Origin of the sequence: Serratia sarumanii (assembly GCF_029962605.1) — a bacterium.
GTDB classification, from domain to species: Bacteria; Pseudomonadota; Gammaproteobacteria; order Enterobacterales; family Enterobacteriaceae; genus Serratia; species Serratia sarumanii.
In genome coordinates this window covers 2,747,181-2,770,132 of the sequence record NZ_CP124750.1, presented here as the reverse complement: position 1 = coordinate 2,770,132, position 22,952 = coordinate 2,747,181, and the positions used below count along the sequence as shown (strand labels likewise).

The window sequence follows — 22,952 nt, the reverse complement described above, 5'->3', positions numbered from 1 at the left end:
CAGGGTTAGGGCAATGCTTAAATTTATACTTCGTCGCTTGCTGGAAGCGATCCCGACACTATTTATCCTTATCACCATCTCATTCTTCATGATGCGCCTGGCGCCCGGCAGTCCATTTACCGGTGAGCGCGCATTGCCGCCAGAAGTTATGGCGAATATCGAGGCCAAATATCATTTGAACGACCCGATCTGGAAACAGTACGGTCATTATCTGGCGCAGCTTGCGCAGGGAGACTTCGGCCCGTCCTTTAAATACAAGGACTATTCGGTCAACGATCTGGTCGCCGGCTCTTTCCCGGTGTCCGCCAAACTCGGCCTGGCCGCGTTTCTGCTGGCGGTGGTGCTGGGGGTGAGCGCAGGCGTGATTGCCGCGCTGAATCAGAACACCAAATGGGACTACACGGTGATGGGGTTCGCCATGACCGGGGTGGTGATACCCAGTTTCGTGGTGGCGCCGCTGCTGGTGCTGATCTTCGCCATCACGCTGAAATGGCTGCCGGGCGGCGGCTGGAACGGCGGCGCGCCTAAATTCATCATCCTGCCGATGGTGGCGCTGTCGCTTGCCTATATCGCCAGCATCGCCCGTATCACGCGCGGCTCGATGATTGAAGTGCTGCACTCCAACTTCATCCGCACCGCGCGCGCCAAAGGCTTGCCGATGCGTCGCATCATTTTCCGCCACGCGCTGAAGCCGGCGCTGCTGCCGGTGCTGTCCTACATGGGGCCGGCGTTCGTCGGCATCATCACCGGTTCGATGGTGATCGAAACCATCTACGGTCTGCCGGGGATCGGCCAGCTGTTCGTTAACGGCGCGCTGAACCGCGACTACTCCCTGGTATTGAGCCTGACCATTCTGGTGGGCGCACTGACCATTCTGTTCAACGCGATCGTCGATGTGCTGTATGCGGTCATCGATCCGAAAATCCGTTATTAATCTGGAGCACGCGAATGATGTTGACTAAAAAGAACAGCGAAGCTCTGGAACACTTCAGCGAGAAGCTGGAAGTGGAAGGACGCAGCCTGTGGCAAGACGCGCGCCGGCGCTTTATGCACAACCGCGCGGCGGTCAGCAGCCTGTTCATTCTGGTGTTGATCACGCTGTTTGTGGTGCTGGCGCCGATGCTGTCGCAATTTGCCTACGACGATACCGATTGGGCGATGATGTCCGCCGCGCCAAGCGTGGAATCGGGGCACTATTTCGGCACCGACTCCTCCGGGCGCGATCTGCTGGTGCGCGTGGCGATCGGCGGGCGCATCTCGCTGATGGTCGGCGTGGCGGCGGCGCTGGTGGCAGTGATCGTCGGCACCCTGTACGGCGCGATGTCCGGCTATCTGGGCGGCAAGGTCGACTCGGTGATGATGCGCCTGCTGGAGATCCTCAACTCCTTCCCGTTCATGTTCTTCGTGATCCTGCTGGTGACCTTTTTCGGCCAGAACATCCTGCTTATCTTCGTGGCGATCGGCATGGTGTCGTGGCTGGATATGGCGCGTATCGTGCGCGGCCAAACCCTCGGCCTGAAGCGCAAGGAGTTCATCGAAGCGGCGCTGGTGTGCGGCGTCTCCACGCGCAATATCGTGCTGCGGCATATCGTGCCGAACGTGCTCGGCGTGGTGGTGGTGTATGCCTCGCTGCTGGTGCCGAGCATGATCCTGTTCGAATCCTTCCTCAGCTTCCTGGGGCTGGGCACGCAGGAGCCGCTCAGCAGCTGGGGCGCATTGCTCAGCGACGGCGCCAACTCAATGGAAGTTTCACCGTGGTTGCTGCTGTTCCCGGCGGGTTTCCTGGTTGTCACTCTGTTCTGTTTCAACTTTATCGGCGATGGCCTGCGTGACGCCCTCGACCCGAAAGATCGTTAAGGAGTGCAATCATGAGCACCATTGAACATCCTCAACTGCAAACCGGCGCCGGGGTCAAAACGTCGCCGCTGCTGGACGTGAAAGACCTGCGCGTCACGTTCTCCACCCCGGACGGCGACGTGACGGCGGTGAACGATCTGAATTTCGACCTGCGCGCCGGCGAAACGCTGGGCATCGTCGGTGAATCCGGTTCCGGCAAATCGCAGACCGCGTTCGCCCTGATGGGGTTGCTGGCCAGCAATGGCCGCATCGGCGGTTCGGCCAAATTCAACGGCCGCGAAATTCTCAACCTGCCGGAAAATCAGCTCAACAAGCTGCGGGCCGAAGAGATCTCGATGATCTTCCAGGACCCGATGACCTCGCTCAACCCTTATATGCGCGTTGGCGAACAGCTGATGGAAGTGCTGATGCTGCATAAGAAAATGAGCAAAAGCGAAGCCTTCGAAGAGTCGGTACGCATGCTCGACGCGGTGAAAATGCCGGAAGCGCGCAAGCGCATGCGCATGTATCCGCACGAGTTTTCCGGCGGCATGCGCCAGCGCGTGATGATCGCCATGGCGCTGCTGTGCCGGCCGAAGCTGCTGATCGCCGACGAACCGACCACCGCGCTGGACGTGACCGTTCAGGCGCAGATCATGACGCTGCTCAACGAGCTGAAGCGCGAATTCAACACCGCGATCATCATGATCACCCACGACCTGGGCGTGGTGGCCGGCATCTGCAACAAGGTGCTGGTGATGTACGCCGGCCGCACCATGGAATACGGCAGCGCGCGCGAGGTGTTCTACCAGCCGAGCCATCCGTACTCCATCGGCCTGTTGAACGCGGTGCCGCGCCTCGACGCCGAAGGCGAAGCGTTGCTGACCATTCCCGGCAACCCGCCGAACCTGCTGCGGTTGCCGAAAGGCTGCCCGTTCCAGCCGCGCTGCCCGTACGCCATGGAGCAGTGCGCGAGCGCTCCGCCGTTGGAGCAATTTGGGGAAGGGCGCCTGCGCGCCTGCTTTAAACCGGTGGAGGCGTTGGTATGACAGCGGTAACCGACAAGAAAGTGCTGCTCGAAGTGGCCGATTTGAAAGTGCACTTCGACATTCATGACGACAAACAGTGGTTCTGGCAGCCGCCGAAAACCCTGAAAGCGGTCGATGGCGTCACGCTGCGGCTGTTCGAGGGGGAAACCCTGGGCGTGGTCGGCGAGTCCGGCTGCGGCAAGTCCACCTTCGCGCGCGCCATCATCGGCCTGGTGAAAGCCACCAGCGGGCGCGTCGCCTGGCTGGGCAAAGATCTGCTGGGCATGAGCGACGCCGACTGGCGCAAAACCCGCAGCGATATCCAGATGATCTTCCAGGATCCGCTGGCTTCGCTCAACCCGCGCATGACCATCGGCGAGATCATCGCCGAGCCGCTGCGCACCTACTACCCGAAAATGCCGCGTCAGGAAGTGAAGGACAAGGTCAAGGCGATGATGCTGAAGGTCGGCCTGCTGCCTAACCTGATCAACCGCTACCCGCACGAGTTTTCCGGCGGCCAGTGCCAGCGTATCGGCATCGCGCGCGCGCTGATCCTCGAGCCGAAGCTGGTGATCTGCGACGAGCCGGTCTCCGCGCTGGACGTGTCGATTCAGGCACAGGTGGTGAACCTGCTGCAGCAGCTGCAGCGCGAGATGGGGCTGTCACTGATCTTTATCGCCCACGACTTGGCGGTGGTGAAGCACATTTCCGATCGCGTGCTGGTGATGTATCTGGGCCATGCGGTGGAGCTGGGCACTTATGACGAGGTGTACCACAATCCGCAGCACCCTTACACCAAAGCGCTGATGTCGGCGGTGCCGATCCCGGATCCGGACAAGGAGAAGGAAAAGCAGATCCAACTGCTGGAAGGGGAGCTGCCTTCGCCGATCAACCCGCCGACCGGCTGCGTGTTCCGCACCCGCTGCCCGATCGCCGGGCCGGAGTGCGCCAAGACGCGCCCGCTGCTGGAGGGCAGTTTCCGCCATGCGGTTTCGTGCCTGAAGGTCGATCCGCTGTAATGCGCCGCTAGCCGGCAACAAAAAGCCCCGCTGAATGAGCGGGGCTTTTTTTTATCCGATATGCTATCGGCGAATCACTCTTTCCACAGAATGTGGCACAGCTTGTGGTCTTTCTCGCGGCAGATTAGCACGCGGGCGAACACGTCGTTGATCGGCTCGCCGTCGCTGTCCGCCAGACCGATCACCACCTCGGCGAAGAAGTCCGGGTTCAGATCGTAATCCACGTGCTCGCTCCAGTCTTCGGAGGGGTCGTACAGTTCGGCGCCGCCGCGCTCTTCAAACTGCAGGTTGAACAGCAGAATATCCGCCGGATCCAGATTGTCGCCGGCCAATTCGAGGAAGATGTCGTAGGCCTGTTCCAGCGTTTCGTCTTCGGTAAGGCGGTTATTCAAATCCATAAAAAAATCCTGATAACAAATGATTTGGCGCTATTAAAGCACGCTCGTCGCGGCTTTTACAGCAGCGGGCTGAAAAAGTAGAACAGGCGCTCGACCAGGCGATGCCAGAACGGCCGCTTCAGCCACTCTTTGGCGTTCAGCAGTTTGGAACGGGCGATGTAATCTTCCTGCACGCAGGCCAAATCGCTGCCGAAGCCGTCATCATCGATCACCAGCGTGATCTCGAAATTCAGCCACAGGCTGCGCATATCCAGATTGACGGTGCCGACCAGGCTGAGTTGCCCGTCCACCAGCACGCTCTTGGTATGCAGCAGGCCGCCTTCGAACTGATAGATCCTGACGCCGGCCTCCAGCAGCTCGGAGAAGAACGCGCGGCTGGCCCAGCGCACCATCATCGAATCGTTGTCGCGCGGCACGATGATGCTGACCTCGACGCCGCGCAGGGCGGCGGTGCAGATGGCGTGCAGCAGATCGTCGCTCGGCACGAAGTACGGCGTGGTCATGATCAGCTGCTCGCGGGCGGAATAGACCGCGGTCAGCAGCGCCTGGTGGATCATCTCCTCGGGGAAGCCGGGGCCGGAGGCGATCACCTGAATGGTGTGGCCGCTCTCCTGTTCGAACGGCATGATGTTGACGTCCGGCGGCGGCGGCAGAATGCGCTTGCCGGTTTCAATCTCCCAGTCACAGGCATAGACGATGCCCATGGTGGTGGCCACCGGGCCTTCCATGCGCGCCATCAGGTCGATCCACTGGCCGACGCCCGCATCCTGCTTGAAGTAGCGCGGATCGACCATGTTCATGCTGCCGGTATAGGCGATGTAGTTGTCGATCAGCACCACTTTGCGGTGCTGACGCAGATCCATGCGGCGCAGGAACACGCGCAGCAGGTTGACCTTCAGCGCTTCCACCACTTCGATGCCGGCATTGCGCATCATCGCCGGGTAGGGGCTGCGGAAAAATTGCAGGCTGCCGGCGGAGTCGAGCATCAGGCGGCAGTGTACGCCGCGCCGCGCGGCGGCCATCAACGATTCGGCCACCTGATCGACCAGGCCGCCGGGCTGCCAGATATAGAACACCATTTCGATGTTGTGGCGCGCCAGCTCGATGTCGCGGATCAGCGCTTTCAGCGTGTCGTCGGTGGTGGTGAGCAGCTGCAGCTGGTTGCCCTTGACGCCGTCGATGCCCTGGCGGCGGTTGCACAGCTGGAACAGCGGTTCGGCGACTTCGCTGTATTCGGTGGCGAAGATGCGGCGGCTCTCTTTCAGCTCCTTCAGCCAACGGGCGGTCGACGGCCACATGGCCTTGGCGCGCTCGGCCCGGCGTTTGCCTAGATGCAGCTCGCCGAACGATAAATAGGCCACGATGCCGAACAGCGGCAGAATATAGATAACCAGCAGCCAGGCCATGGCAGAGGGAACCGCACGGCGTTTCATCAAAATGCGCATCGTCACGCCGGCGATCAGCAGCCAGTAGCCGAACACCATGAGCCAACTGATTACGGTATAAAATGTTGTCATAAAGGCGAAAAATCCCGTTCGCAAACCACCAATGATGAGTGTACGCACAGATCGGGCAAGGCGAAACCTTTTATCGGCGCTTATGTTACATAAATATGATGAAGTTAAGGCACTTGCTGAAAATGAAAGGGCGGCTTTTGCCCGCGCGGCGTCCGCTGTGCCGCCGATAACGGCGGCTTGGATCACGGGCGGAAAGGGCTATAATGCCCGCGGTTGGCATTAGACGAACGAGTGACGGAATTATGAGACGCAGTAGAAATGAAGTGGGCCGCTGGCGCATGTTGCGGCAGAGCCAACGCCGCCGGCATCGCTGGCTGGAGCGCCAGTCGTGCAGCAATCGCCATATCATCCGGGTGCGGCGCCGCCTGGACGATCAGCATCGGCGCGCGCTGCTGTTTGCGGTATCCTGCGAGTGGTAAAACGAAAACAGTCCCGTAAGGGACTGTTTTGTTATGGCGCCAGGGTTATTTGCCCAGATAGGCGTTGAGCATCCAGACCTGTTTTTCCTGCTCTTTGATGTAATCGCTCATCAGCGACGCGGTGCCTTCGTCACCGGCGTCTGCCGCTACCGCGAGCAGCTCACGCTGCTGTTGCAGCAAGATTGAATACCCTTCCAACAGGCCGCGCAGCGTGCCCTTATCATCGGTCACGTTGGTGTGTTCCTTGATGTCGGCGGTTTTCAGATAGTCGCTGAAAGCATGACGCGGCTGCGAGCCCAGCGTCAGAATACGTTCCGCCAGCTCGTCCACCTTGGTCAGCAGATCGTTATATGTCTCTTCGAACTTCGCGTGCAGTTCAAAGAACTGCGGGCCGGTAATGTTCCAATGATAGCCGCGTACGTTCATATACAGCACCTGATAGTTCGCCAACAGCGCGTTCAGCGCTTCGGCGAGTTTTGCCGATTGTTTACTGTCGAGGCCGATATGGGTTTTCGCTGCTTTCTTTGCCGTTGCCATAATAATCTTCTCCTGATTATCTGTTCCGATAGTAGACAGAATCAATTTCCATAGGGGATACAGTAACCGGATTTATCGCAGGGTTAAACACGATAACAGGCATTATTGCCATCGTTCAAACCGATGACGACAAATCCGTCGAGCAAATTGCCGAATCAGTTTACGCAGGTTCCGCCGGCGAAAAAAGCCGCTTTTATCGGTTACTTGCGCAGCGCCAGTTTTACCGCCCCGGCGCCCAGCGCCATTAACAGCGCGGCGGCGATCAGTACCGTAATAAACGCGCGATCAAAGGCCAGACGCGCCAGCTGCGTCAGCTGCTGCGCGCGATCGGCCGCCATCCCGGCCGCCAGGCGCAGGGCTTCGTCGATGCTGTCGTATGCCAGCGGGTTGACCGGCAGCTCCGCCGGCAGCGCCAGGCTATGGCTGTAAACCGCCGTCATCAACCCGCCGAGCAGCGTCACGCCCAGCACGCCGCCCAGCTCGTAGGAGACGTCCTCGATCGACGCCGCCATGCCGGATTTTTCCTCCGGCGCGTTCAGCATGATGGCGGTGGAAGCGGCGGTGATCACGCCACCGAGGCCAAAACCCACCAGCGCCAGGCTGACCAATTGCAATGCCATGCCGCTCTGGTATAACGCGGCAAGACCGGCGATGCCGAGAGTGGTCAGGACAAAACCGCCGAGGATGATGCTGCGTTCGCCGTAGCGCGGCAACAGTAGGCCGGCTACGGGCCCCGCCAGCGCCGAGGCCAGCGGGATCGGCAAAATAAACAGCGCCGCCTGCAGCGGGCTGAGGCCGAGCACCAGCTGTAGGCGTTGGCTGAGCACCAGTTCGATGCCGATCAGCGCCACCATCGAAAGCAGCGCCACGCCGATGCCGCCGGCGAACAGCCGGTTGCGGAACAGAGAGAAATCGATCATCGGGTGGGCGCTGCGCTGCTGACGACGCACGAACAGGGCCAGGAACAACACGCCGATCAGGGCTGCCACAAGCAAGGCACTCACATCAGGCGTCGGCTTGCTCAGCTCCTTCAGCGCATAGATAGCGCCGACCAGGCCAATCATGATCTGCACCGAGCCGACGATGTCCGAAGGGCGCGGGTTATCGCCACCGCAGCGCGGGATCAGTTTCCACGCCAGCGGCCAGACCAGCAGCACGACCGGCACATTGATCAGGAACACCGAACCCCACCAGAAATACTCCAGCAGCAGGCCGCCGACCACCGGGCCGATGGCCGCGCCGCCGGAGGCCACCGAGGCCCAGATGCCGATCGCCAGCGCGCGTTCGCGTTCGTCGGTAAAGACGTGGCGCACGATGGACAGCGTGGCGGGCATCATCATCGCCGCGCCAACGGCGAGGAACACCCGGGCGGCGATCAGCCACTCGGCGGTGGGCGAGAACGCGGCGCACAGCGACGCGACGGCAAACACCGGCAGTCCGGCGAGAAACAGCCGTTTATGGCCGATGCGATCGCTCAGCATGCCGGCGCCGGGCAACAGGCCGGCCACCACCAGCGGGTAGGCGTTGACGATCCAGAGTTTTTGCGAGGCGCTGGCGTCCAGCGCCTGGGTTAAGCGCGGCAGGGCGGTATATAACACCGTCATATCGATGACGATCAGGAACAGGGCGCTGGCGACCATCGTCAGGATCAACCAGCGGTTCTTGGCGTACATAAGTCATAATCCAGTTAAAGTGGGCCGCGCGGAGGCGCCGCCATTCGGGTAACCCACCGGCGATGCCGGGTGGTATACTGGTGATAATATATATCCATACGTTCGTATTGAAAAGAAGGGTTTCTTAATGGGACGTCAACGCAGCATCGATCGCGACAAGGTTTTGGACATCGCCGAAGAAATCGTCGCCACCCAGGGCGCCGCCGGCTTGACCATCGACGCCGTCGCCAAAGCGATGGGGATCTCCAAGGGCGGGGTGCAGTATTGCTTTGGCAGCAAAGACGCCCTGATTGATGCCATGTTCGATCGCTGGGGCAGTGCCTATGAAACGCTGTTCACGGCTATCGCCGGCGACGATCCTTCACCGCAGACCGCTGTGCGGGCGCATATGCTGGCCACCCACAGTTCGGATCAGACCGCCAGCGCCAAGGCCGCCGGGCTGATGGCGACGCTGATTCAAACGCCGGAGCATCTGGCGAGCACGCGTGAATGGTATCGCAGCCGCATCGCCGGGCTCGATTTGACCACCGAAGAGGGCAAGCGCGCGCGCCTGGCGTTTCTCGCCACAGAAGGCGCCTTTATGCTGCGTTACTTTGGTTTGATGGATATCGACCAGGCGGAATGGGAAACGATGTTCGCCGATATGCAGGCGTTGATTTTAACTGAGGATGCCTATCGCACTGATAGCTAGTAAAGCCCGCAGTGAAGGGCGTATGGTTATCGAACAAGATATTCCCTCGAAGAACTTTTAAGCCAGCCACTCCGTGCTGGCTTTTTTTTGTTTGCAGGCAAGCGCCCAAGCGATGCCCCCTGGAGGCAGGGGGCGGGGGGATTATTTACGGGCGTCCAACAGCGATTGGGCGTTCTCTGCGGTGACGACGGTCCACGGAATGTAGTAATGCTTCTGCGTGCCGCCTTCCCATTTCAGATCCTTGGCGTACTGTTTCCAGATATCCGACTGCGGCTGATAGCTTTCACCTTTCACGGCGCGCAGCGCGACGTCGATGGACCCCTGCATCTGGCCTTTGGCATCTTGCAGGATAGAGACCATTTCACCGGCCTGCACCGCATGAATCGCGTCGGAAACGCCGTCAACGCCGGCAATCGCGAAGTCCTTCACATTCAGGCCGGCGCCTTTAATCGCCTCGATAGCGCCCAGCGCCATCTCGTCGTTTTGGCCAATCACGCCGTTGATTTTACCCCGATGTTTCTGCAGCCAGTTTTCCATCAGCGGCTGCGCTTCCGCGCGTGACCAGTTGGCCGTTTTGCGTTCAAGCACGGTGACCTGGCCGGCGCCGCACTCGGCTATCGCTTTATCATTGCCCTTGCCGCGCTGGATCTCGCCGCTGCCGCCTTTCGGGCCTTCGATAATCACCACGTTCACCTTATGGTTCTTGCAGTCGAGTTTGTCCAGTACGGCTTTGGCTTCCAGATATCCCCCCAACTCGTCGTTAGACACCACTTCAGACGTCATCGCGTCCGTGTTCAGGCGCGCATTGGTGACCACCACCGGGATTTTGGCCTCGTTGGCATTGGTGACGATATCGATATTGGCCTCAAAATCCATAGGGTTGACGATAATGGCATCGGCGCGCGTCTGGATAGCGGTGGCGGCCTGATCGTTTTGCACCGATGCATCATAACGCCCATCGTAGAAGGTCAGCACGGCTTCGCCGCTTTTCACCGCCGGGTGTTCCTTCCCGAACCTTTCCATCAATTGCACGAATTCGGCTTTGTTGCCGTACATCAATACCGCGATTTTAACCGGGGCGGCCTGGGCTGCCGACAGGCTGCCCAGCATCAGGGCAGAGGCAAACAACGCTATCTTGGTCTTATTCATGGTTTTCTCCTGGTAGAGTTGGGTCTGATGTTATTAATCGCGCTGTTGCTTACGCGAGGGGTCGAGCAATACGGCAAGGACGATCAATGCGCCTTTGATAATTTGTTGGTAATACGACTGCACGCCGAGCAGATCGAGGCCGTTATTCATCACCCCGATAATCAGCACGCCGAAGAAGGTGCCGACCAGCGTACCGACGCCGCCGGCCATGCTGGTGCCGCCGATCACCACCGCTGCGATGGCGTCCAGCTCATACCCTGCGCCGGCATTGGTCTGCGCCGAACCGGTGCGCGCCGTGAGGATCAGGCCGGCGATGCCGGCCAGCGCGCCGCACAGCGTATACACCAGTATTTTGATGCGGGTCACGTTAATCCCCGAGGTGCGCGCGCTCTTCGGGTTGCCGCCGACGGCGTAGATGTAGCGCCCGAAGAGGGTTTTATTCAGCACGAGCCAGGCGAGGGCGAACAGCACGATGAAGATGATGACGGGCACCGGAACGCCGCCGACATAGCCATTGCCTAACCAGCGGAAATCGCTGTTCAATTGCGATACCGGATTGCCGTTGGTGGTCAGCATGGTTAAACCGCGCGCCGCGGAGAGCATGCCCATGGTGACGATAAACGGCTGCAGCCGATAACGGGCTAACACGGTGCCGTTCATCAGGCCGCAGACGATGCCGATGCCCAGCGCCACAATCAGCGGCGCCATGACGGCGGTCGCGGTGTCGCCGATAGCCAATCCGCTGTTGTTGGTGGCGAAGCGAGCGGCGACGATCCCGCTTAACGCCAGCACCGAGCCCACGGAGAGATCGACGCCTGCCGTGATAATGACGAAGGTCATGCCGATCGCCAGAATGCCGTTGATCGAGACCTGGCGCAGGACGATCAGGGTGTTTTCATTGCTGAGAAAATAGTTGCTGCTCCAGGCCCCCTGAGCGACCTGATATTCGCCAATCAGCGCCACGATCAAGCACAGGGCGAAAAAGGCGATGATAATGCCGTATTTGTGCATACGGCGCTTATTGCGGGTGAAAAATGAAATTCCTGGTGATAAGGAGTGGGCGCTGCTCATTTTTTTTCTCTCTCTGTTAAACCGCAAGTTTCATCAGTGCTGCCTGGGTCGCATCGGCTGCCGAAAGCTCGCCGGCCAACTGCCCGTCACGAAACACCAATATGCGATCGCTCATGCCGATAATTTCCGAAAGCTCGGAGGAAACCATAATGATTCCTTTGTTTTGCAAGGCGAACTCCGACATAAATCGATAGATCTCTTTCTTGGCCCCGACGTCGATACCGCGCGTCGGCTCGTCGAGCAGCAAAACCTCCGGATCCAGCAGCGCCCAACGGCCCAGCACCACTTTTTGCTGGTTGCCGCCGCTCAGGTTGCCCACCGGCTGTTCGCCGTCGTGGGTTTTAACGTTGAAGCGCTGGATCATGTCGCGGGTTCGCGCCTGCTCCCGTTTCTCGCTGACAAACCCCATCCGGCTGATGGCGGCAAAAGAGGCGATATTGATGTTTTCACTGACGGAACGGCACAGCACCAGGCCGGTTTCCTTGCGATCTTCTGTCACGTAGGCAATACCGCTGTCGATGGCCTCGCGCGGAGAGTGGCGGTTCAGCGTCTTGTCGCCCAGGCGAATCGTGCCGCTGTCGGCATGCTGAATGCCGAAGATAAGGTCGAGAAATTCACTGCGGCCCGATCCCACCAGCCCATAGATGCCCAGGATCTCACCGTGCTTCAGCTGCAGGCTGATATCTTTTATCTTGCTGCGCCAACACAGGTTATTGACCGCCAGCAAGACCTGTTCGCCGGGCTGATTGAATTTGGCGAACTCGCTGTCGTACTCGCCGCCAATAATGTGTTCGATCAGCTGTTCACGGGTAATGTCGGCGATATAGCCTTCATGGATATAGGCGCCGTCGCGGAAAATGGTGTAGCTGTCCGCGATTTGGAATATTTCTGACAAACGGTGAGAGACGTAAATAATGCCTTTACCTTTTGCCGCCAGTTGCTGAAGCGTCTGAAAGATTTTCTGCGCATCCTCTTCGCCAATCGCCGAGGTGGGTTCATCCATGATGATGATGTCGGCATTGGCATGCGACAGCGCCTTGGCGATCTCGACCAGCTGCTGTTCGGCGACGCTCAGGTTGCGCATTTTTTCTCGGGCGTCGATCTTGAAATCGAGTTCTTTGAGCAGGCTGGTCGTGCGCTGGTTGAGCGTTGCGAAATCGACGAACCCCAGGCGTCTCGGCTCGCGGCCCAGCCAAATGTTTTCGGCCACCGTCAGATCCGGGATCGCGCTCAGCTCCTGCTGCACGATGGCGATGCCGGCATTGAGGGCTTCCCGCGGATGATGAAATTCGCAGCGTTGGCCATTGATAAAAATGTCGCCGCCATCGGGTTGAATAAAGCCCATCAGAATGCTGAGAAAGGTGGATTTACCCGCGCCGTTGCCGCCGCACAGGGCATGGATGGATCCGCGCCGCAGGCAAAACTCCGCATTCTTGAGCGCCACGACCGGGCCGAAGGCTTTCCTGACGCCGCTGACCTCCAGCAGGTAGGCGGGCGCTGGCGTATGGGGATCTCGCGTCACAGTTGCACCTCCGGGTAGTTCTGCTGCAAGCGTTGCAGGTAGCGTTGATAAAGCGTCTCGTATTGCGCCTGCCTGCCGGCGTTTGGCGGCGTGCGCGTGGCCTCATCCAGCGCAACGAAGCGTTGGCACAGTTCGGCCAGCAATGCGGCGGCGTTCCGGCGCGGATCGTCGGCCAACATCGTCGCCCACATCGCCTGAATGGCGCCGCCCAGCGCCGCGGTCTCTTTGGCTTTCAGACAGACCACCGGGCATCCCATTACGTCCGCGACGATTTGTCGCCAGGCGGCGCTGCGGGCGCCGCCGCCGGTGAGGCGGATTTCGCGCGCTTCGATGCCCTGACGGCGAAATAGCTCGATGCCATAGCGCAACCCATACGTGGCGCTTTCGACCACCGCCAGGCAGAGATTGGCGCGGGTAAAGTTGTCGCTATCGAGGTTATGCAGGCTGGCGCGCGCGTGGGGCAATGGCGGAACGCGTTCGCCATTGAAGAACGGCAGCATCTCGACACCGCCTGCGCCGGGCGAAGCCTGCGCCAGCAAAGCGTTAAAGCCGGCAAGATCTTGGTCCAGCAGCGTTTGTACCGCGGTGGTGGCCGAGGTGACGTTCATGGTGCAAATCAAGGGCAGCCACCCGTTGGTGCTGGAGCAGAAGCCGGCAATCATGTCCGATTCCGCCGTGACGGGGGCGGCGGACCAGGCGAACAGCGTGCCGGAGGTGCCCAGGCTCAGGGTGAGGGTGCCGGCCTCGATGTTGCCGGAACCGATGGCCGCCATCATGTTGTCGCCGCCGCCGGTCGAGACCCGCACTGCCGGGCCGAGGCCGAGTTTTTCAGCGGCAGCGGGACGCACCGTGCCGATGCAGCACTCCGCGCTTTTGAGCGGCGGCAGGGCTTGCCACAGGCGGCCGCTGTCGTCGATGAGATCGACGGCGGTTTTGCTCCAGCGACGGGTGCGCACATCGAACAACCCGGTGCCGGAAGCGTCGCCATATTCCGCTACGCGCTCCCCGGTCAGCCAGAAGTTCAAGTAGTCATGGGGCAACAACACGGTATGCAGTTGTGCCCACAGCGCCGGATGGTGCGCCTTGAACCAAAGGATTTTTGACGCGGTATAGCCGGTGGCGATCCGCAGGCCAAGCGTTTCCAGCGAGCCGTTGGCTCCGCCGAGCTGTTGCAGGAGCCGTTCGTTTTCTTCTGCGGTTTCGGTATCGCACCACAGCTTGACGCTGTGCAGCACGTTGCCGTCTGCGTCCAGCGGCACAAACCCATGTTGTTGGCCCGAGACCCCCAGAGCGTGAATCTCCCGTGCATCAATGCCGGCGTGAGTCACGGCTTGGCGAAAAGCGATGACTAGCGCCTCAATCCACCAGTCGGCCTCCTGTTCGCGCCGGCCATTGGCTTGGCTGATGAGACGGTGAGGGGCGTTGCCCTCACCGAGGATCACGCCCTGTGTGCTGTCGACAATCACGACTTTCGTGCCTTGCGTACCGCAGTCTATGCCAGCATAGAGCGCCATAGGATCACTCCATTTCCAGCATGATTTTGATGTCTGAGGCATGTCCCGCCGCCGCGCGTTCGAAGGCCGCCACGCTGTCGGAGAACTTGTAGGTTTGGCTTATCAACGGCTGGACGCGCAGCTTGCCGCTGCTCAACAGCCGCAGCGTGCGCGGGTACATGTTGGCGTAGCGGAAAATGGTCTTGAAGGTGATTTCCTTGGCCTGCGCGGCGACGATATCCAGCGGCGCGGCATCGATCGGCATGCCGACCAACACCGCGGTCGCCCCTGGCGCCGCATGTTCGGCCAGCGTTGCGATAGCCGGTTTTGCGCCGCTGCATTCAAACACGACATCGGCGCCATTGCCGCTGGTGAGCGCGGCCACTTTCCCCGCCAGGTCGCCGGTTTTGATATTGACGGCGTGCAGCCCCTCGTAACTGGCCGCCACGGCGAGTTTTTCGTCGAACAGATCGCAAATAATGACGTCCGAGCAGCCGCCCGCCAGCGCCGCGAGGGCGGTGACCACGCCGATCGGCCCGGCGCCGATCACCAGCGCGATATCGCCGGGTTTGATCCCGGCTTTGGTGGCCGCTTGCATGCCGATGGCTAAGGGTTCCACCATGGCGCCTTCAGCGAAACTGACGTTGTCCGGCAATTTGAACGTGAAGGCGGCAGGGTGGATGACGGTTTCGCGCAGGCAACCGTGTACCGGCGGCGTCGCCCAAAAGCGAACGGCCGGGTCAAGGTTGTAAATGCCGGCGCGCGTCTGCGCCGAGTTGAGATCGGGAATGCCGGGCTCCATGCAAACGCGATCGCCGATGCTGAGGTGAGTGACGTTTTTACCTGTCGCGAGCACCACGCCGGAGGCTTCATGGCCGAGCACCATCGGGGCGTTAACCACGAACGGGCCAATGCGGCCATGTTGGTAATAGTGCACATCACTGCCGCAGATGCCCACGGAATGAATTTTTATCTGCACATCATCGGGGCCCAGCGTTTCGGCAAGCTGGACGTCCTCGATAGCGATTTCCCCCGCTTTGGCCAACACTAATGCTTTCATATTGCCTCCTGGTGAATCATTTTTATGGTAACGGTATCATTTCAATGCGGCGATATTGGGCCAAAGCGAGGGGGTAAACTGTGATCGATGTTGGAATTACTCGACGAGAGTTAATTTTGCTGGTGGGTTGTTATTCAATATGGGGATAACGATCACAAAATCGGCGATGCAATGACGGTTTTAATATCAGCGTGTTGATATCGATACCGTTACTTTGCAGGGGAAATGATGAACAAACGACAAACCGCCATGGCCGCTACGCTGGAATATTTGCGCAAGGCGGACATTATTCTGACCGAAGAAGAACAGCAACGTATTGAAATTGCGACATTTGGCCTGGCCGACTATCCCGTGTCAGGGCTGCAACTGCTGACCTATGTCAACTCGCCTCGCTATTGTGCGAAAGAGTTGGTGCTGTTTCCAGAGCAGACTTGCCCGGAACATTTGCATCCTCCTTTCGCCGGCACGCCGGGTAAGCAAGAGACGTTTCGCTGCCGTTGGGGCGAGGTGTTTCTGTTTGTCGATGATGAAAACCTGACGCTTAATGACGCCGGCGGCGAACCGGTATGCCGGGTGCCAGAGGGCGCGGAGCCTTGGTATACCTGCAATCGCTATATCCTCTTGCGGCCGGGCGAGCAATACACCATCGCGCCCAATACCCGGCACTGGTTTCAGGCTGGAAAGCGGGGGGCGGTGGTGTCCGAGTTCTCTTCCGAGAGCCGTGACGAACTGGATATCTTTACCGATCCCCGGATTAACCGCCTGGCGGGCGTAAACCATTAGCGCCACGATGAAAGTTCTGTCATGATGTTGTGAATGGTACAAAATGATACTCAAAGCTAAGGAGCTGCATTTGGCAGTGGGTCGAGGACGGAAAGCGACGCTGGCTAGCGTGGCCGCACAGGCAAACGTCAGTAAAATCACCGCGTCGCGGGCATTTTCACAGCCGGACAAGGTTCATCCGGAAACGCTGCGCCGCATTCGGGAGACCGCTGCCGAACTCGGTTATGTGGTCAATGCCGCGGCGCGCAACCTGCGGGCGAAAAGCAGCAGAACCATTGGCATCGTCAACCCTGATATGGCCAACCCGTTCTTTGGCGGCCTGACGCGGCTGATGACGCTTGAAGCGCAAAAAATGGGGTATGACACCCTGGTGTTCGACTCCTATGAGTCTCAGGAAAGCGAAGACAGAATCATCGACAAACTGATTGGCTACAACGTCGATGCGATCATTCTCTCGGTCATTTCCAACGATCATCTGTACCAGCCTTCCTATCTAAAACGGTTGGAAACATTGAATATCCCGGTGGTTTTGATCGACCGGGAGCTGGATAATCGCCACTGCAGCGGAGTGTATATCGATAACCTGGACTGCGGCCTCCAGGCGGGGCGCTGGCTGCTGGAACAGAAGGCGCAGCGGGTAGTGGTGGTCTCCGGGCCGGAAAACTCCAACGTCGCGCGTGACAGGGTAACTGGCTTGCAAGCGGCATTACAAGGCAAGGTGGCGTCGCTTGAAGTGCTGTATGCCGATTTCTTTATGGATGTCGCCTGGCAAGAGACGAGCCGATGGCTGGCCAATAACCGCGCGCCGGACTTTTTCGTCGGCTGCAATAACCAGATCTCCCTGGGCATTATCAAGGCCTGCATCGAGCATCGGCTGCCGTTGATGCAGGACGTGGCGCTGTTCAGCATCGATGAGGTTTCGCATGCCGAGATCTACGGTTTTCATTTCCCCTGCGTGTCGCACGATTTGCAAGAGATCGCCTGGCAAGCGTTGAATCTGGCGATCCGTCGTATTGCCGACCCCGAGATCAAACCGGGCAAGGTGGTGGTGCGGGGAAAACTCATCGCGTAGCGGCGGCGCCGTTCGCTTTACCCGTCATTTTTTAGCGCGTTGCGCCGTTTACGGCTCATCCCCCCGGCGGGACGGATTAGCAACCACAAACCGCTTCCTGCGGCCGCCGCGCCCAGCAGCATCGGCCAGGAAAGGGGCTCATCGAACATTAACCATGCCCAGCAGAAAGTGACGAAGGGACTGAGAAACAGCAGGCTCGTCACGCGCAGCGCAGAGGTGAGCCTTAGACAAAACCAGTACAGACCGTAGCCGCCCAGCGTCGCCAGTAGCGCGGTCCAAAGCACGCCGATCACAAAGCCCGTCGTCATGGTTGGCAGCAACGGGCCTTCAGCGCCGGCCATCGCGGCGAAAGCCAGTGCTGAAACCGCGCTTTGTATGCCCAGCGCGGCCGGCAAACTCATTGTCTGCGTCTGCGTCTGCGGCAGCCGTTGCTGCCACAGCGTCGCCAGCGCCAGCGACAGCATCCCCGCCAGCGGCAACAAGTAGCTCCACATTGGGGCGTTTCCCCATGAGATGGCGCTGCCGGTCGCCAGCGTTACCCCGCTAACCCCCAATGTTAACCCGAACCAGACGCGGCCATCGGGCAGGCGACGTTGCACCAGCATGCTCAGCAGCGCCGTGCCGAGAGGGAGCAAATCGGCGATGAGCGCGGCCAGCCCGGCCGGCACGCCATATTCAATGCCTTTGCTGACGCCGGTCAGGTAACCGGTCATGGCGAGCAACCCGATCCCGGCGTGAACAGCTACCGTCAGCGGAGATGCGCGCCTTATGGCGCTCAGGCTAAACGGCAGCAGCGCGAACGCGACCACCACGCTGCGCCAGAACGCCACCAGCAACACCGGCGCGTAATCGGCGGCGAAGCGGATGCCGACGAAACCGGAGCTCCAGGCCACGATCAGCAGAACCTCGGCCGCAGCCAGCCAGAGGGCGGCTTTGCCGCAGTGGGAAGAGGGGTGGAATTGTGGCAGGGACATGGTGGTCACCTCCTTTTCCGCCCGATGGTAGTGAGTGGCTATAATTTAATAAATCGAATAATTTTTGTTTAGTCGTTTAACGGAGTTAAATCATGCGGCCGACATTGGATATCGATCTCTTGCGCACTTTTCACGCCATTGCGCGTTTGGGGCAATTTCGCGCGGCGGCGGCATTTGTCAATCGCAGCCCCGCCGCCGTGAGCGTGCATATCCAGCGCTTGGAACAGCTGGCGGGCGGGCGCCTGCTGGAGCGTGACAATCAGTCCGTGGCGCTGACGCCGCTGGGAAACAGGCTGCTGGCCTCGACGCTCGTGCTGCTGAACGCCCATGACGATATTCTGCGGGAGCTGCAGGGCGCGCCGCTGAGCGGCCATATCAAATTGGGATTGCCCGATGAGTACGCTTCTCATGTGATACGCCATATTTTGCCGCGGTTTGCCGACAGTTTTCCCGCAGTGGAGCTGGAAGTCTCTACCGCCGCCAGCCAGGCGCTGGCGGAACAAATTGGCCGTAATCGGCTGCATCTTGCGCTGGTGGTTCAACCCTCGGGGAGACGGTGCCAGACACCGCTTGCGGTGACTGCGCCGGTGTGGGCCGGAGGCCGTTCGCTGGCGCTGCAGGCTAACCGGCCGTTGCCGCTGGCGTTGCATGCCGCCGACTGCCCTTATCGCGAAGCGATGCTCGAGGCGTTGACGGCCGCGGGGCGGCCATGGCGGGTCATTTTAAGCAGTCCCTCGGCCAGCGTGGTGGCCTCGTGCGTAGAGGCGGGGCTGGCCGTCACGTTGCTCGATCGGGCGCGGCTCTCTGGCGCGATGCGGATACTCGAAGAGTTGCCACCGGTCGCGCCGTATGAGGTGCAGCTGCTGCGCTCTTTCGCCGCCGACGGCGAGCCTGCGACGACGATGCTGGAGAAAGTCATCGGCGAGTATTTTCAGGCCGGTGAACGCATCGCGCAGTAAGCGCGGCCAAACCTGGGAGAGCCGCCTCACATCCTATAGCCCAAACACCGCCGCCGCATTGCGATCCAAAATGGCGTTCACGTCTGCCTCCGGCAATCCCGCACGGCGGATGTAGTCCACCGTGGTTTGAAACAGGTCGCCCGGCTGGAACGGGAAATCGGTGCCGAACAGCAGCCGCTCTGCGCCGAAGGTCGCCGCCGCCGCTTGCAATGCGGGCACCTGATCGTGGCCTACCGTGTCGTACCACATGCGCAGGGCGGCGCGGCTTGGCGGTTCCGGCGTATGCGGCGCTTCCCACGCGACGGTTTGGTCGAGACGCTCCAGCGTCATCGGCAGCAGGCCGCCCAGGTGCGGCACAATGATTTTCATCTCCGGAAAGCGTTGGGGGATGCCGTGGAGAATAAAGTGCATGGCGGCGACCGTATCTTCGATCGGCGCGCCGATCGACCAGGTCAAAGCGTAATCGGCGATCAGCGGCGAATGCGCGCCGCGGCCGGCGGGATGAATGGCCAGCACGCTTTGGCGGCGATTGAGTTCCTGATAGAGCGGCTCGAACAGCGGGTTGGCAATAGACAGCCCGAGCACCGAGGTGGTGATGCAGGCGCCCAGCATATTGAGCTGGGTAAAGGCCCTTTCAAGCTCGCGTAACGCCGCGTCGATATGCGGCAGCGGCAAAGAAGCGATAGCCCGAAAGCGGGTGGGATAACGCGCTACCAGTTCCGCATATTCATCATTGATCCGGCGTGCGGCATCAACGGCCGCCTGTTCGTCTTCCAGATGCGGCGACAGCGGCGTCGCCGACAGGATTTGCATGTCGATGCCGGCGCTGTCCAGCAGGGCGAAGCGCGCGTCGAGTTCGCGCTCGGTGCGGCCGGCGCCCAGTTGCCGATAGGCGGCGACGTCGTGCACGCCATGCGCTTGCAAAAGATCCAGATACTCTGTGCTCCACAGGTGAGCGTGTACGTCGAGTCGCATCGGTCGATCTCCGGAGTTCGCGGCGATGCCGCGGGTTCAGGAGAGTATAGGCAGGCGACGCGACGCCTCCTGAAGGGAGAGCATTTTTTCTACCGACGGGTTAGGGTGAGAGCACGCATTGATCCGGGAACGGCGCGCGAACGGGCGTTCCCGGTATTGGGGGGCTGGAGATCAGAACACCTGCTTGAACGGTTTCACCGTCACGTCGGCATAGACACCGGCGGCGATATAGGGATCCTGTTGCGCCCAGGCCTGGGCTTGCGCCAGCGACTCGAATTCGGCGATCACCGTCGAACCGGTAAAGCCGGCGGCGCCGGGATCGTTGCTGTCGATGGCCGGGTTAGGGCCGGCGACCACCAGGCGACCGGCGTCGCGCAGCGCCTGCAGGCGCGCCAAGTGTGCTGGACGCACCGCCAGACGATTTTCCAGCGAGTTGGGGACGTCTTGCGCGTAGATCAGATAAAGCATGTTTCACCTTTAAAATCATGGCTATAAAACGGTGCTACCAAGGTAGCGCAAAAGGCGCGACAGGGGAACGGCGTAGGGCGAATTTCCCGGCGGATTGGCGCTTATGCCTTGAAGCCGCTACTTTTTATTCGTATAGTGCGGCGCGCTTAAACTGATATGCCATTGAGGTGAGGACATGACGGAACTGGTAAGGGAAAAACTCGATTTGCCGGCGGGCAAAAGCAAACTGCTGCTGCATTCGTGCTGCGCGCCCTGTTCCGGCGAGGTAATGGAAGCGATCCAAGCCTCCGGGATCGAGTACGCCATTTTCTTCTATAACCCCAATATTCATCCGCAAAAAGAGTATTTGTTGCGCAAGGAAGAGAACATCCGCTTCGCCGAAAAGCACGGGGTGCCGATCATCGATGCCGATTACGATACCGACAATTGGTTCGCCCGCGCCAAGGGGATGGAGAATGAGCCGGAGCGCGGCATTCGTTGCACCATGTGTTTCGACATGCGTTTCGAGCGCACGGCGCTGTATGCGCATGAGCACGGTTACGACACCATCTCCAGCTCGCTCGGCATTTCGCGCTGGAAGAACATGCAGCAGATCACCGACTGCGGCATTCGCGCGGCGGAAAAGTATCCTGACCTGGTGTACTGGGATTACAACTGGCGCAAGAAGGGCGGTTCGTCGCGCATGATAGAGATCAGCAAGCGCGAACGCTTCTATCAGCAGGAATACTGCGGCTGCGTCTATTCGCTGCGCGACACCAACCTGCACCGCAAGGCGCAAGGGCGGCCGCTGATCAAGCTGGGCGTGCTTTACTATGGCGATGAAGAATAACGCTTAATCACCGCAATCAACCCGCTACGGCGGGTTTTTTACTTTTTGACGCCAGGCGAAACGTTAATCAAGCGTGGTGTTCCGGCGATAAAAAAGCAACGGCCAGGTTAATATCCTTATGAGTTTGCTGGTTTTAGCCGCGCATACTGACGATTAAAGCGATAGTTTGCCTTTCGTTATTGAATATGATTGCTATTTGCATTTAAACTTGGCGAACCAGAGGAAACAGAATCATTATGCCGCTAAAAAAGATGTTCCTTAATCGCCGTATATCCGTGCCTTTCGTCTTGTCCGTAGGCCTGCACAGCGCCCTGGTGGCGGGATTGCTTTACGCTTCGGTAAAAGAAGTGGTGGAGCTGCCGAAGCCAGAGGACGCGCCGATCAGCGTCATGATGGTCAACACCGCCGCGATGGCCGAACCGCCACCGCCGGCGCCGGCCGAGCCGGAGCCGCCGCAGGTCGAACCTGAGCCGGAGCCAGAGCCGGAACCTATCGTGGAGCCGCCGCCGAAGGCGATCGTGAAGCCGGAGCCGGTCAAGCCGAAACCGAAGCCTAAGCCTAAGCCGAAGGTCGAAAAACAGGTCAAACCGGAGCCGAAGAAAGTCGAGCCGCGCGAGCCGTCGCCGTTCAACAACGATTCGCCGGCCAAGCCGATCGATAAAGCGCCGGTGAAACAGGCGCCTGCTGCGCCGGTGCAGGGCAACTCGCGCGAGGTCGGGCCAAGGCCGATCAGCCGCGCCAATCCGCTCTATCCGCCGCGGGCCCAGGCTTTGCAGATCGAAGGCAACGTGCGGGTACAGTTCGATATCGACAGCGACGGGCGCGTGAGCAACGTGCGTATCTTGTCGGCCGAGCCGCGCAACATGTTTGAGCGTGAAGTGAAGCAGGCGATGCGCAAGTGGCGCTATGAAGCCAAAGAAGCGAAAGATCGCACCGTCACTATCCGCTTCAAGCTGAACGGCACGACTGAATTGAACTGAGTTCGGTCAACACAAAAAGAAAGGGTCGCCTCGGCGACCCTTTTTGCATTTGCGGCGTAGCGTCAGTTTATTCTTCGAAGCCGACGCGGAAATTCATTTTGCCTTCAGGCAGCGCGCGCGAGTTGCCTTCCGCATCGACCGCCACATAGGTGAACACCGCTTCGGTCGCCCGGTAGCGCTGGCCGATCGGGGCGGAGGAGACTTTCTTGACCCACACTTCGATATTGATGGTGATCGAGCTGCGCCCGGTACGGATGCAGTGCGCATAGCAGCAAACCACGTCGCCTACCGCCACCGGTTTCAGGAAGGTCATGCCGTCCACGCGCACGGTCACCACGCGCCCTTCGGCGATCTCTTTTGCCTGGATGGCGCCGCCGATATCCATTTGCGACATCAGCCAGCCGCCGAAGATATCGCCGTTGGCATTGGTATCGGCCGGCATCGCCAGCGTGCGCAGCACCAGCTCGCCGCTGGGTAAAGGTCGTTGTTGTGTCATAGC

At 59.9% G+C, this 22,952-nt stretch carries 24 protein-coding genes; 11 read left to right on the top strand and 13 right to left on the bottom strand.

From position 1 onward, the window contains the following. The first annotated feature begins 13 nt into the window (after positions 1 to 13). The 4 genes from oppB to oppF are packed head-to-tail and all read left to right on the top strand — an operon-like array spanning position 14 to position 3,883. A complete protein-coding gene (gene oppB, locus SSARUM_RS13125) occupies positions 14 to 934 on the top strand; it encodes an oligopeptide ABC transporter permease OppB (protein ID WP_033654356.1) in 921 nt (306 codons plus the stop codon). Between the two features lie 14 nt (positions 935 to 948). Further along, entirely contained in the window at positions 949 to 1,857 is a 909-nt protein-coding gene (gene oppC / locus SSARUM_RS13120; RefSeq protein WP_033634783.1) for an oligopeptide ABC transporter permease OppC, read from the top strand. Positions 1,858 to 1,868: 11 nt separating this feature from the next. Next, entirely contained in the window at positions 1,869 to 2,885 is a 1,017-nt protein-coding gene (gene oppD / locus SSARUM_RS13115) for an ABC transporter ATP-binding protein (protein WP_033634782.1), read from the top strand. Next, positions 2,882 to 3,883 (top strand): murein tripeptide/oligopeptide ABC transporter ATP binding protein OppF, encoded by a 1,002-nt coding sequence (gene oppF, locus SSARUM_RS13110; protein ID WP_025303071.1) that lies wholly within the window; start codon positions 2,882 to 2,884, stop codon positions 3,881 to 3,883. The genes oppD and oppF overlap by 4 nt, the downstream gene beginning before the upstream one ends. 74 nt (positions 3,884 to 3,957) lie before the next feature. Here the strand turns inward: oppF and SSARUM_RS13105 are convergent, their stop codons facing one another. Then, entirely contained in the window at positions 3,958 to 4,281 is a 324-nt protein-coding gene (locus SSARUM_RS13105; protein ID WP_004932139.1) for an HI1450 family dsDNA-mimic protein, read from the bottom strand. Between the two features lie 56 nt (positions 4,282 to 4,337). Then, positions 4,338 to 5,798, bottom strand: coding sequence for a cardiolipin synthase (cls, locus tag SSARUM_RS13100; protein WP_033634781.1), 1,461 nt, complete (start codon positions 5,796 to 5,798; stop codon positions 4,338 to 4,340). Positions 5,799 to 6,040: 242 nt separating this feature from the next. Here cls and SSARUM_RS13095 point away from each other — a divergent pair, with 242 nt between their 5' ends. Continuing rightward, a complete protein-coding gene (locus SSARUM_RS13095; protein ID WP_025159792.1) occupies positions 6,041 to 6,217 on the top strand; it encodes a YciY family protein in 177 nt (58 codons plus the stop codon). Positions 6,218 to 6,262: 45 nt separating this feature from the next. Here the strand turns inward: SSARUM_RS13095 and SSARUM_RS13090 are convergent, their stop codons facing one another. Next, the gene (locus SSARUM_RS13090) at positions 6,263 to 6,754 is read right to left on the bottom strand and encodes a Dps family protein (RefSeq protein WP_039565820.1); all 492 of its coding nucleotides are present in this window, start codon (positions 6,752 to 6,754) and stop codon (positions 6,263 to 6,265) included. A 200-nt stretch (positions 6,755 to 6,954) separates the two neighbouring features. Continuing rightward, complete coding sequence (gene smfY, locus SSARUM_RS13085; RefSeq protein ID WP_033634780.1) at positions 6,955 to 8,427, bottom strand: multidrug efflux MFS transporter SmfY; 1,473 nt, start codon at positions 8,425 to 8,427, stop codon at positions 6,955 to 6,957. A gap of 127 nt (positions 8,428 to 8,554) precedes the next feature. On the opposite strand from smfY, the gene SSARUM_RS13080 reads away from it, so the two are divergent. After that, the gene (locus SSARUM_RS13080) at positions 8,555 to 9,118 is read left to right on the top strand and encodes a TetR/AcrR family transcriptional regulator (protein ID WP_049195460.1); all 564 of its coding nucleotides are present in this window, start codon (positions 8,555 to 8,557) and stop codon (positions 9,116 to 9,118) included. 141 nt (positions 9,119 to 9,259) lie between these two features. On the opposite strand, the gene SSARUM_RS13075 is transcribed toward SSARUM_RS13080, so the two are convergent. The 5 genes from SSARUM_RS13075 to SSARUM_RS13055 form a co-directional block, all read right to left on the bottom strand. After that, positions 9,260 to 10,267: a substrate-binding domain-containing protein gene (locus SSARUM_RS13075; protein WP_033634778.1), complete on the bottom strand. Its 1,008-nt coding sequence runs from the start codon at positions 10,265 to 10,267 to the stop codon at positions 9,260 to 9,262. A gap of 33 nt (positions 10,268 to 10,300) precedes the next feature. Then, positions 10,301 to 11,278 (bottom strand): ABC transporter permease, encoded by a 978-nt coding sequence (locus tag SSARUM_RS13070; protein WP_369783701.1) that lies wholly within the window; start codon positions 11,276 to 11,278, stop codon positions 10,301 to 10,303. Between the two features lie 76 nt (positions 11,279 to 11,354). Further along, positions 11,355 to 12,860: a sugar ABC transporter ATP-binding protein gene (locus SSARUM_RS13065; protein WP_049195458.1), complete on the bottom strand. Its 1,506-nt coding sequence runs from the start codon at positions 12,858 to 12,860 to the stop codon at positions 11,355 to 11,357. Further along, the gene (xylB, locus tag SSARUM_RS13060) at positions 12,857 to 14,374 is read right to left on the bottom strand and encodes a xylulokinase (protein WP_060430175.1); all 1,518 of its coding nucleotides are present in this window, start codon (positions 14,372 to 14,374) and stop codon (positions 12,857 to 12,859) included. Before xylB ends, SSARUM_RS13065 begins: the two co-directional genes overlap by 4 nt. A 4-nt stretch (positions 14,375 to 14,378) precedes the next feature. Then, positions 14,379 to 15,413, bottom strand: coding sequence for an NAD(P)-dependent alcohol dehydrogenase (locus SSARUM_RS13055; protein WP_033634775.1), 1,035 nt, complete (start codon positions 15,411 to 15,413; stop codon positions 14,379 to 14,381). Positions 15,414 to 15,641: 228 nt separating this feature from the next. Between SSARUM_RS13055 and SSARUM_RS13050 the strand changes: the two genes are divergently transcribed. Then, the gene (locus tag SSARUM_RS13050; protein ID WP_033648124.1) at positions 15,642 to 16,196 is read left to right on the top strand and encodes a D-lyxose/D-mannose family sugar isomerase; all 555 of its coding nucleotides are present in this window, start codon (positions 15,642 to 15,644) and stop codon (positions 16,194 to 16,196) included. Between the two features lie 70 nt (positions 16,197 to 16,266). After that, positions 16,267 to 17,268, top strand: a complete 1,002-nt coding sequence (locus tag SSARUM_RS13045) for a LacI family DNA-binding transcriptional regulator (RefSeq protein WP_033647592.1) — start codon at positions 16,267 to 16,269, stop codon at positions 17,266 to 17,268. A gap of 17 nt (positions 17,269 to 17,285) precedes the next feature. On the opposite strand, the gene SSARUM_RS13040 is transcribed toward SSARUM_RS13045, so the two are convergent. Continuing rightward, the gene (locus SSARUM_RS13040; protein WP_048321655.1) at positions 17,286 to 18,242 is read right to left on the bottom strand and encodes a DMT family transporter; all 957 of its coding nucleotides are present in this window, start codon (positions 18,240 to 18,242) and stop codon (positions 17,286 to 17,288) included. Between the two features lie 92 nt (positions 18,243 to 18,334). Between SSARUM_RS13040 and SSARUM_RS13035 the strand changes: the two genes are divergently transcribed. After that, entirely contained in the window at positions 18,335 to 19,201 is an 867-nt protein-coding gene (locus tag SSARUM_RS13035) for a LysR substrate-binding domain-containing protein (protein WP_033647589.1), read from the top strand. A gap of 33 nt (positions 19,202 to 19,234) precedes the next feature. Here the strand turns inward: SSARUM_RS13035 and SSARUM_RS13030 are convergent, their stop codons facing one another. After that, positions 19,235 to 20,176 (bottom strand): amidohydrolase family protein, encoded by a 942-nt coding sequence (locus SSARUM_RS13030; protein WP_033647587.1) that lies wholly within the window; start codon positions 20,174 to 20,176, stop codon positions 19,235 to 19,237. 171 nt (positions 20,177 to 20,347) lie between these two features. Beyond that, a complete protein-coding gene (locus SSARUM_RS13025; protein WP_033634770.1) occupies positions 20,348 to 20,644 on the bottom strand; it encodes a YciI family protein in 297 nt (98 codons plus the stop codon). A 175-nt stretch (positions 20,645 to 20,819) separates the two neighbouring features. Here SSARUM_RS13025 and SSARUM_RS13020 point away from each other — a divergent pair, with 175 nt between their 5' ends. Both SSARUM_RS13020 and tonB read left to right on the top strand, forming a co-directional pair. Beyond that, positions 20,820 to 21,473: an epoxyqueuosine reductase QueH gene (locus SSARUM_RS13020; RefSeq protein WP_033634769.1), complete on the top strand. Its 654-nt coding sequence runs from the start codon at positions 20,820 to 20,822 to the stop codon at positions 21,471 to 21,473. Positions 21,474 to 21,709: 236 nt separating this feature from the next. Then, positions 21,710 to 22,453: a TonB system transport protein TonB gene (gene tonB, locus SSARUM_RS13015; RefSeq protein ID WP_016927510.1), complete on the top strand. Its 744-nt coding sequence runs from the start codon at positions 21,710 to 21,712 to the stop codon at positions 22,451 to 22,453. Positions 22,454 to 22,520: 67 nt separating this feature from the next. On the opposite strand, the gene yciA is transcribed toward tonB, so the two are convergent. Then, complete coding sequence (yciA, locus tag SSARUM_RS13010; RefSeq protein ID WP_004932085.1) at positions 22,521 to 22,949, bottom strand: acyl-CoA thioester hydrolase YciA; 429 nt, start codon at positions 22,947 to 22,949, stop codon at positions 22,521 to 22,523. Positions 22,950 to 22,952 lie beyond the last annotated feature (3 nt).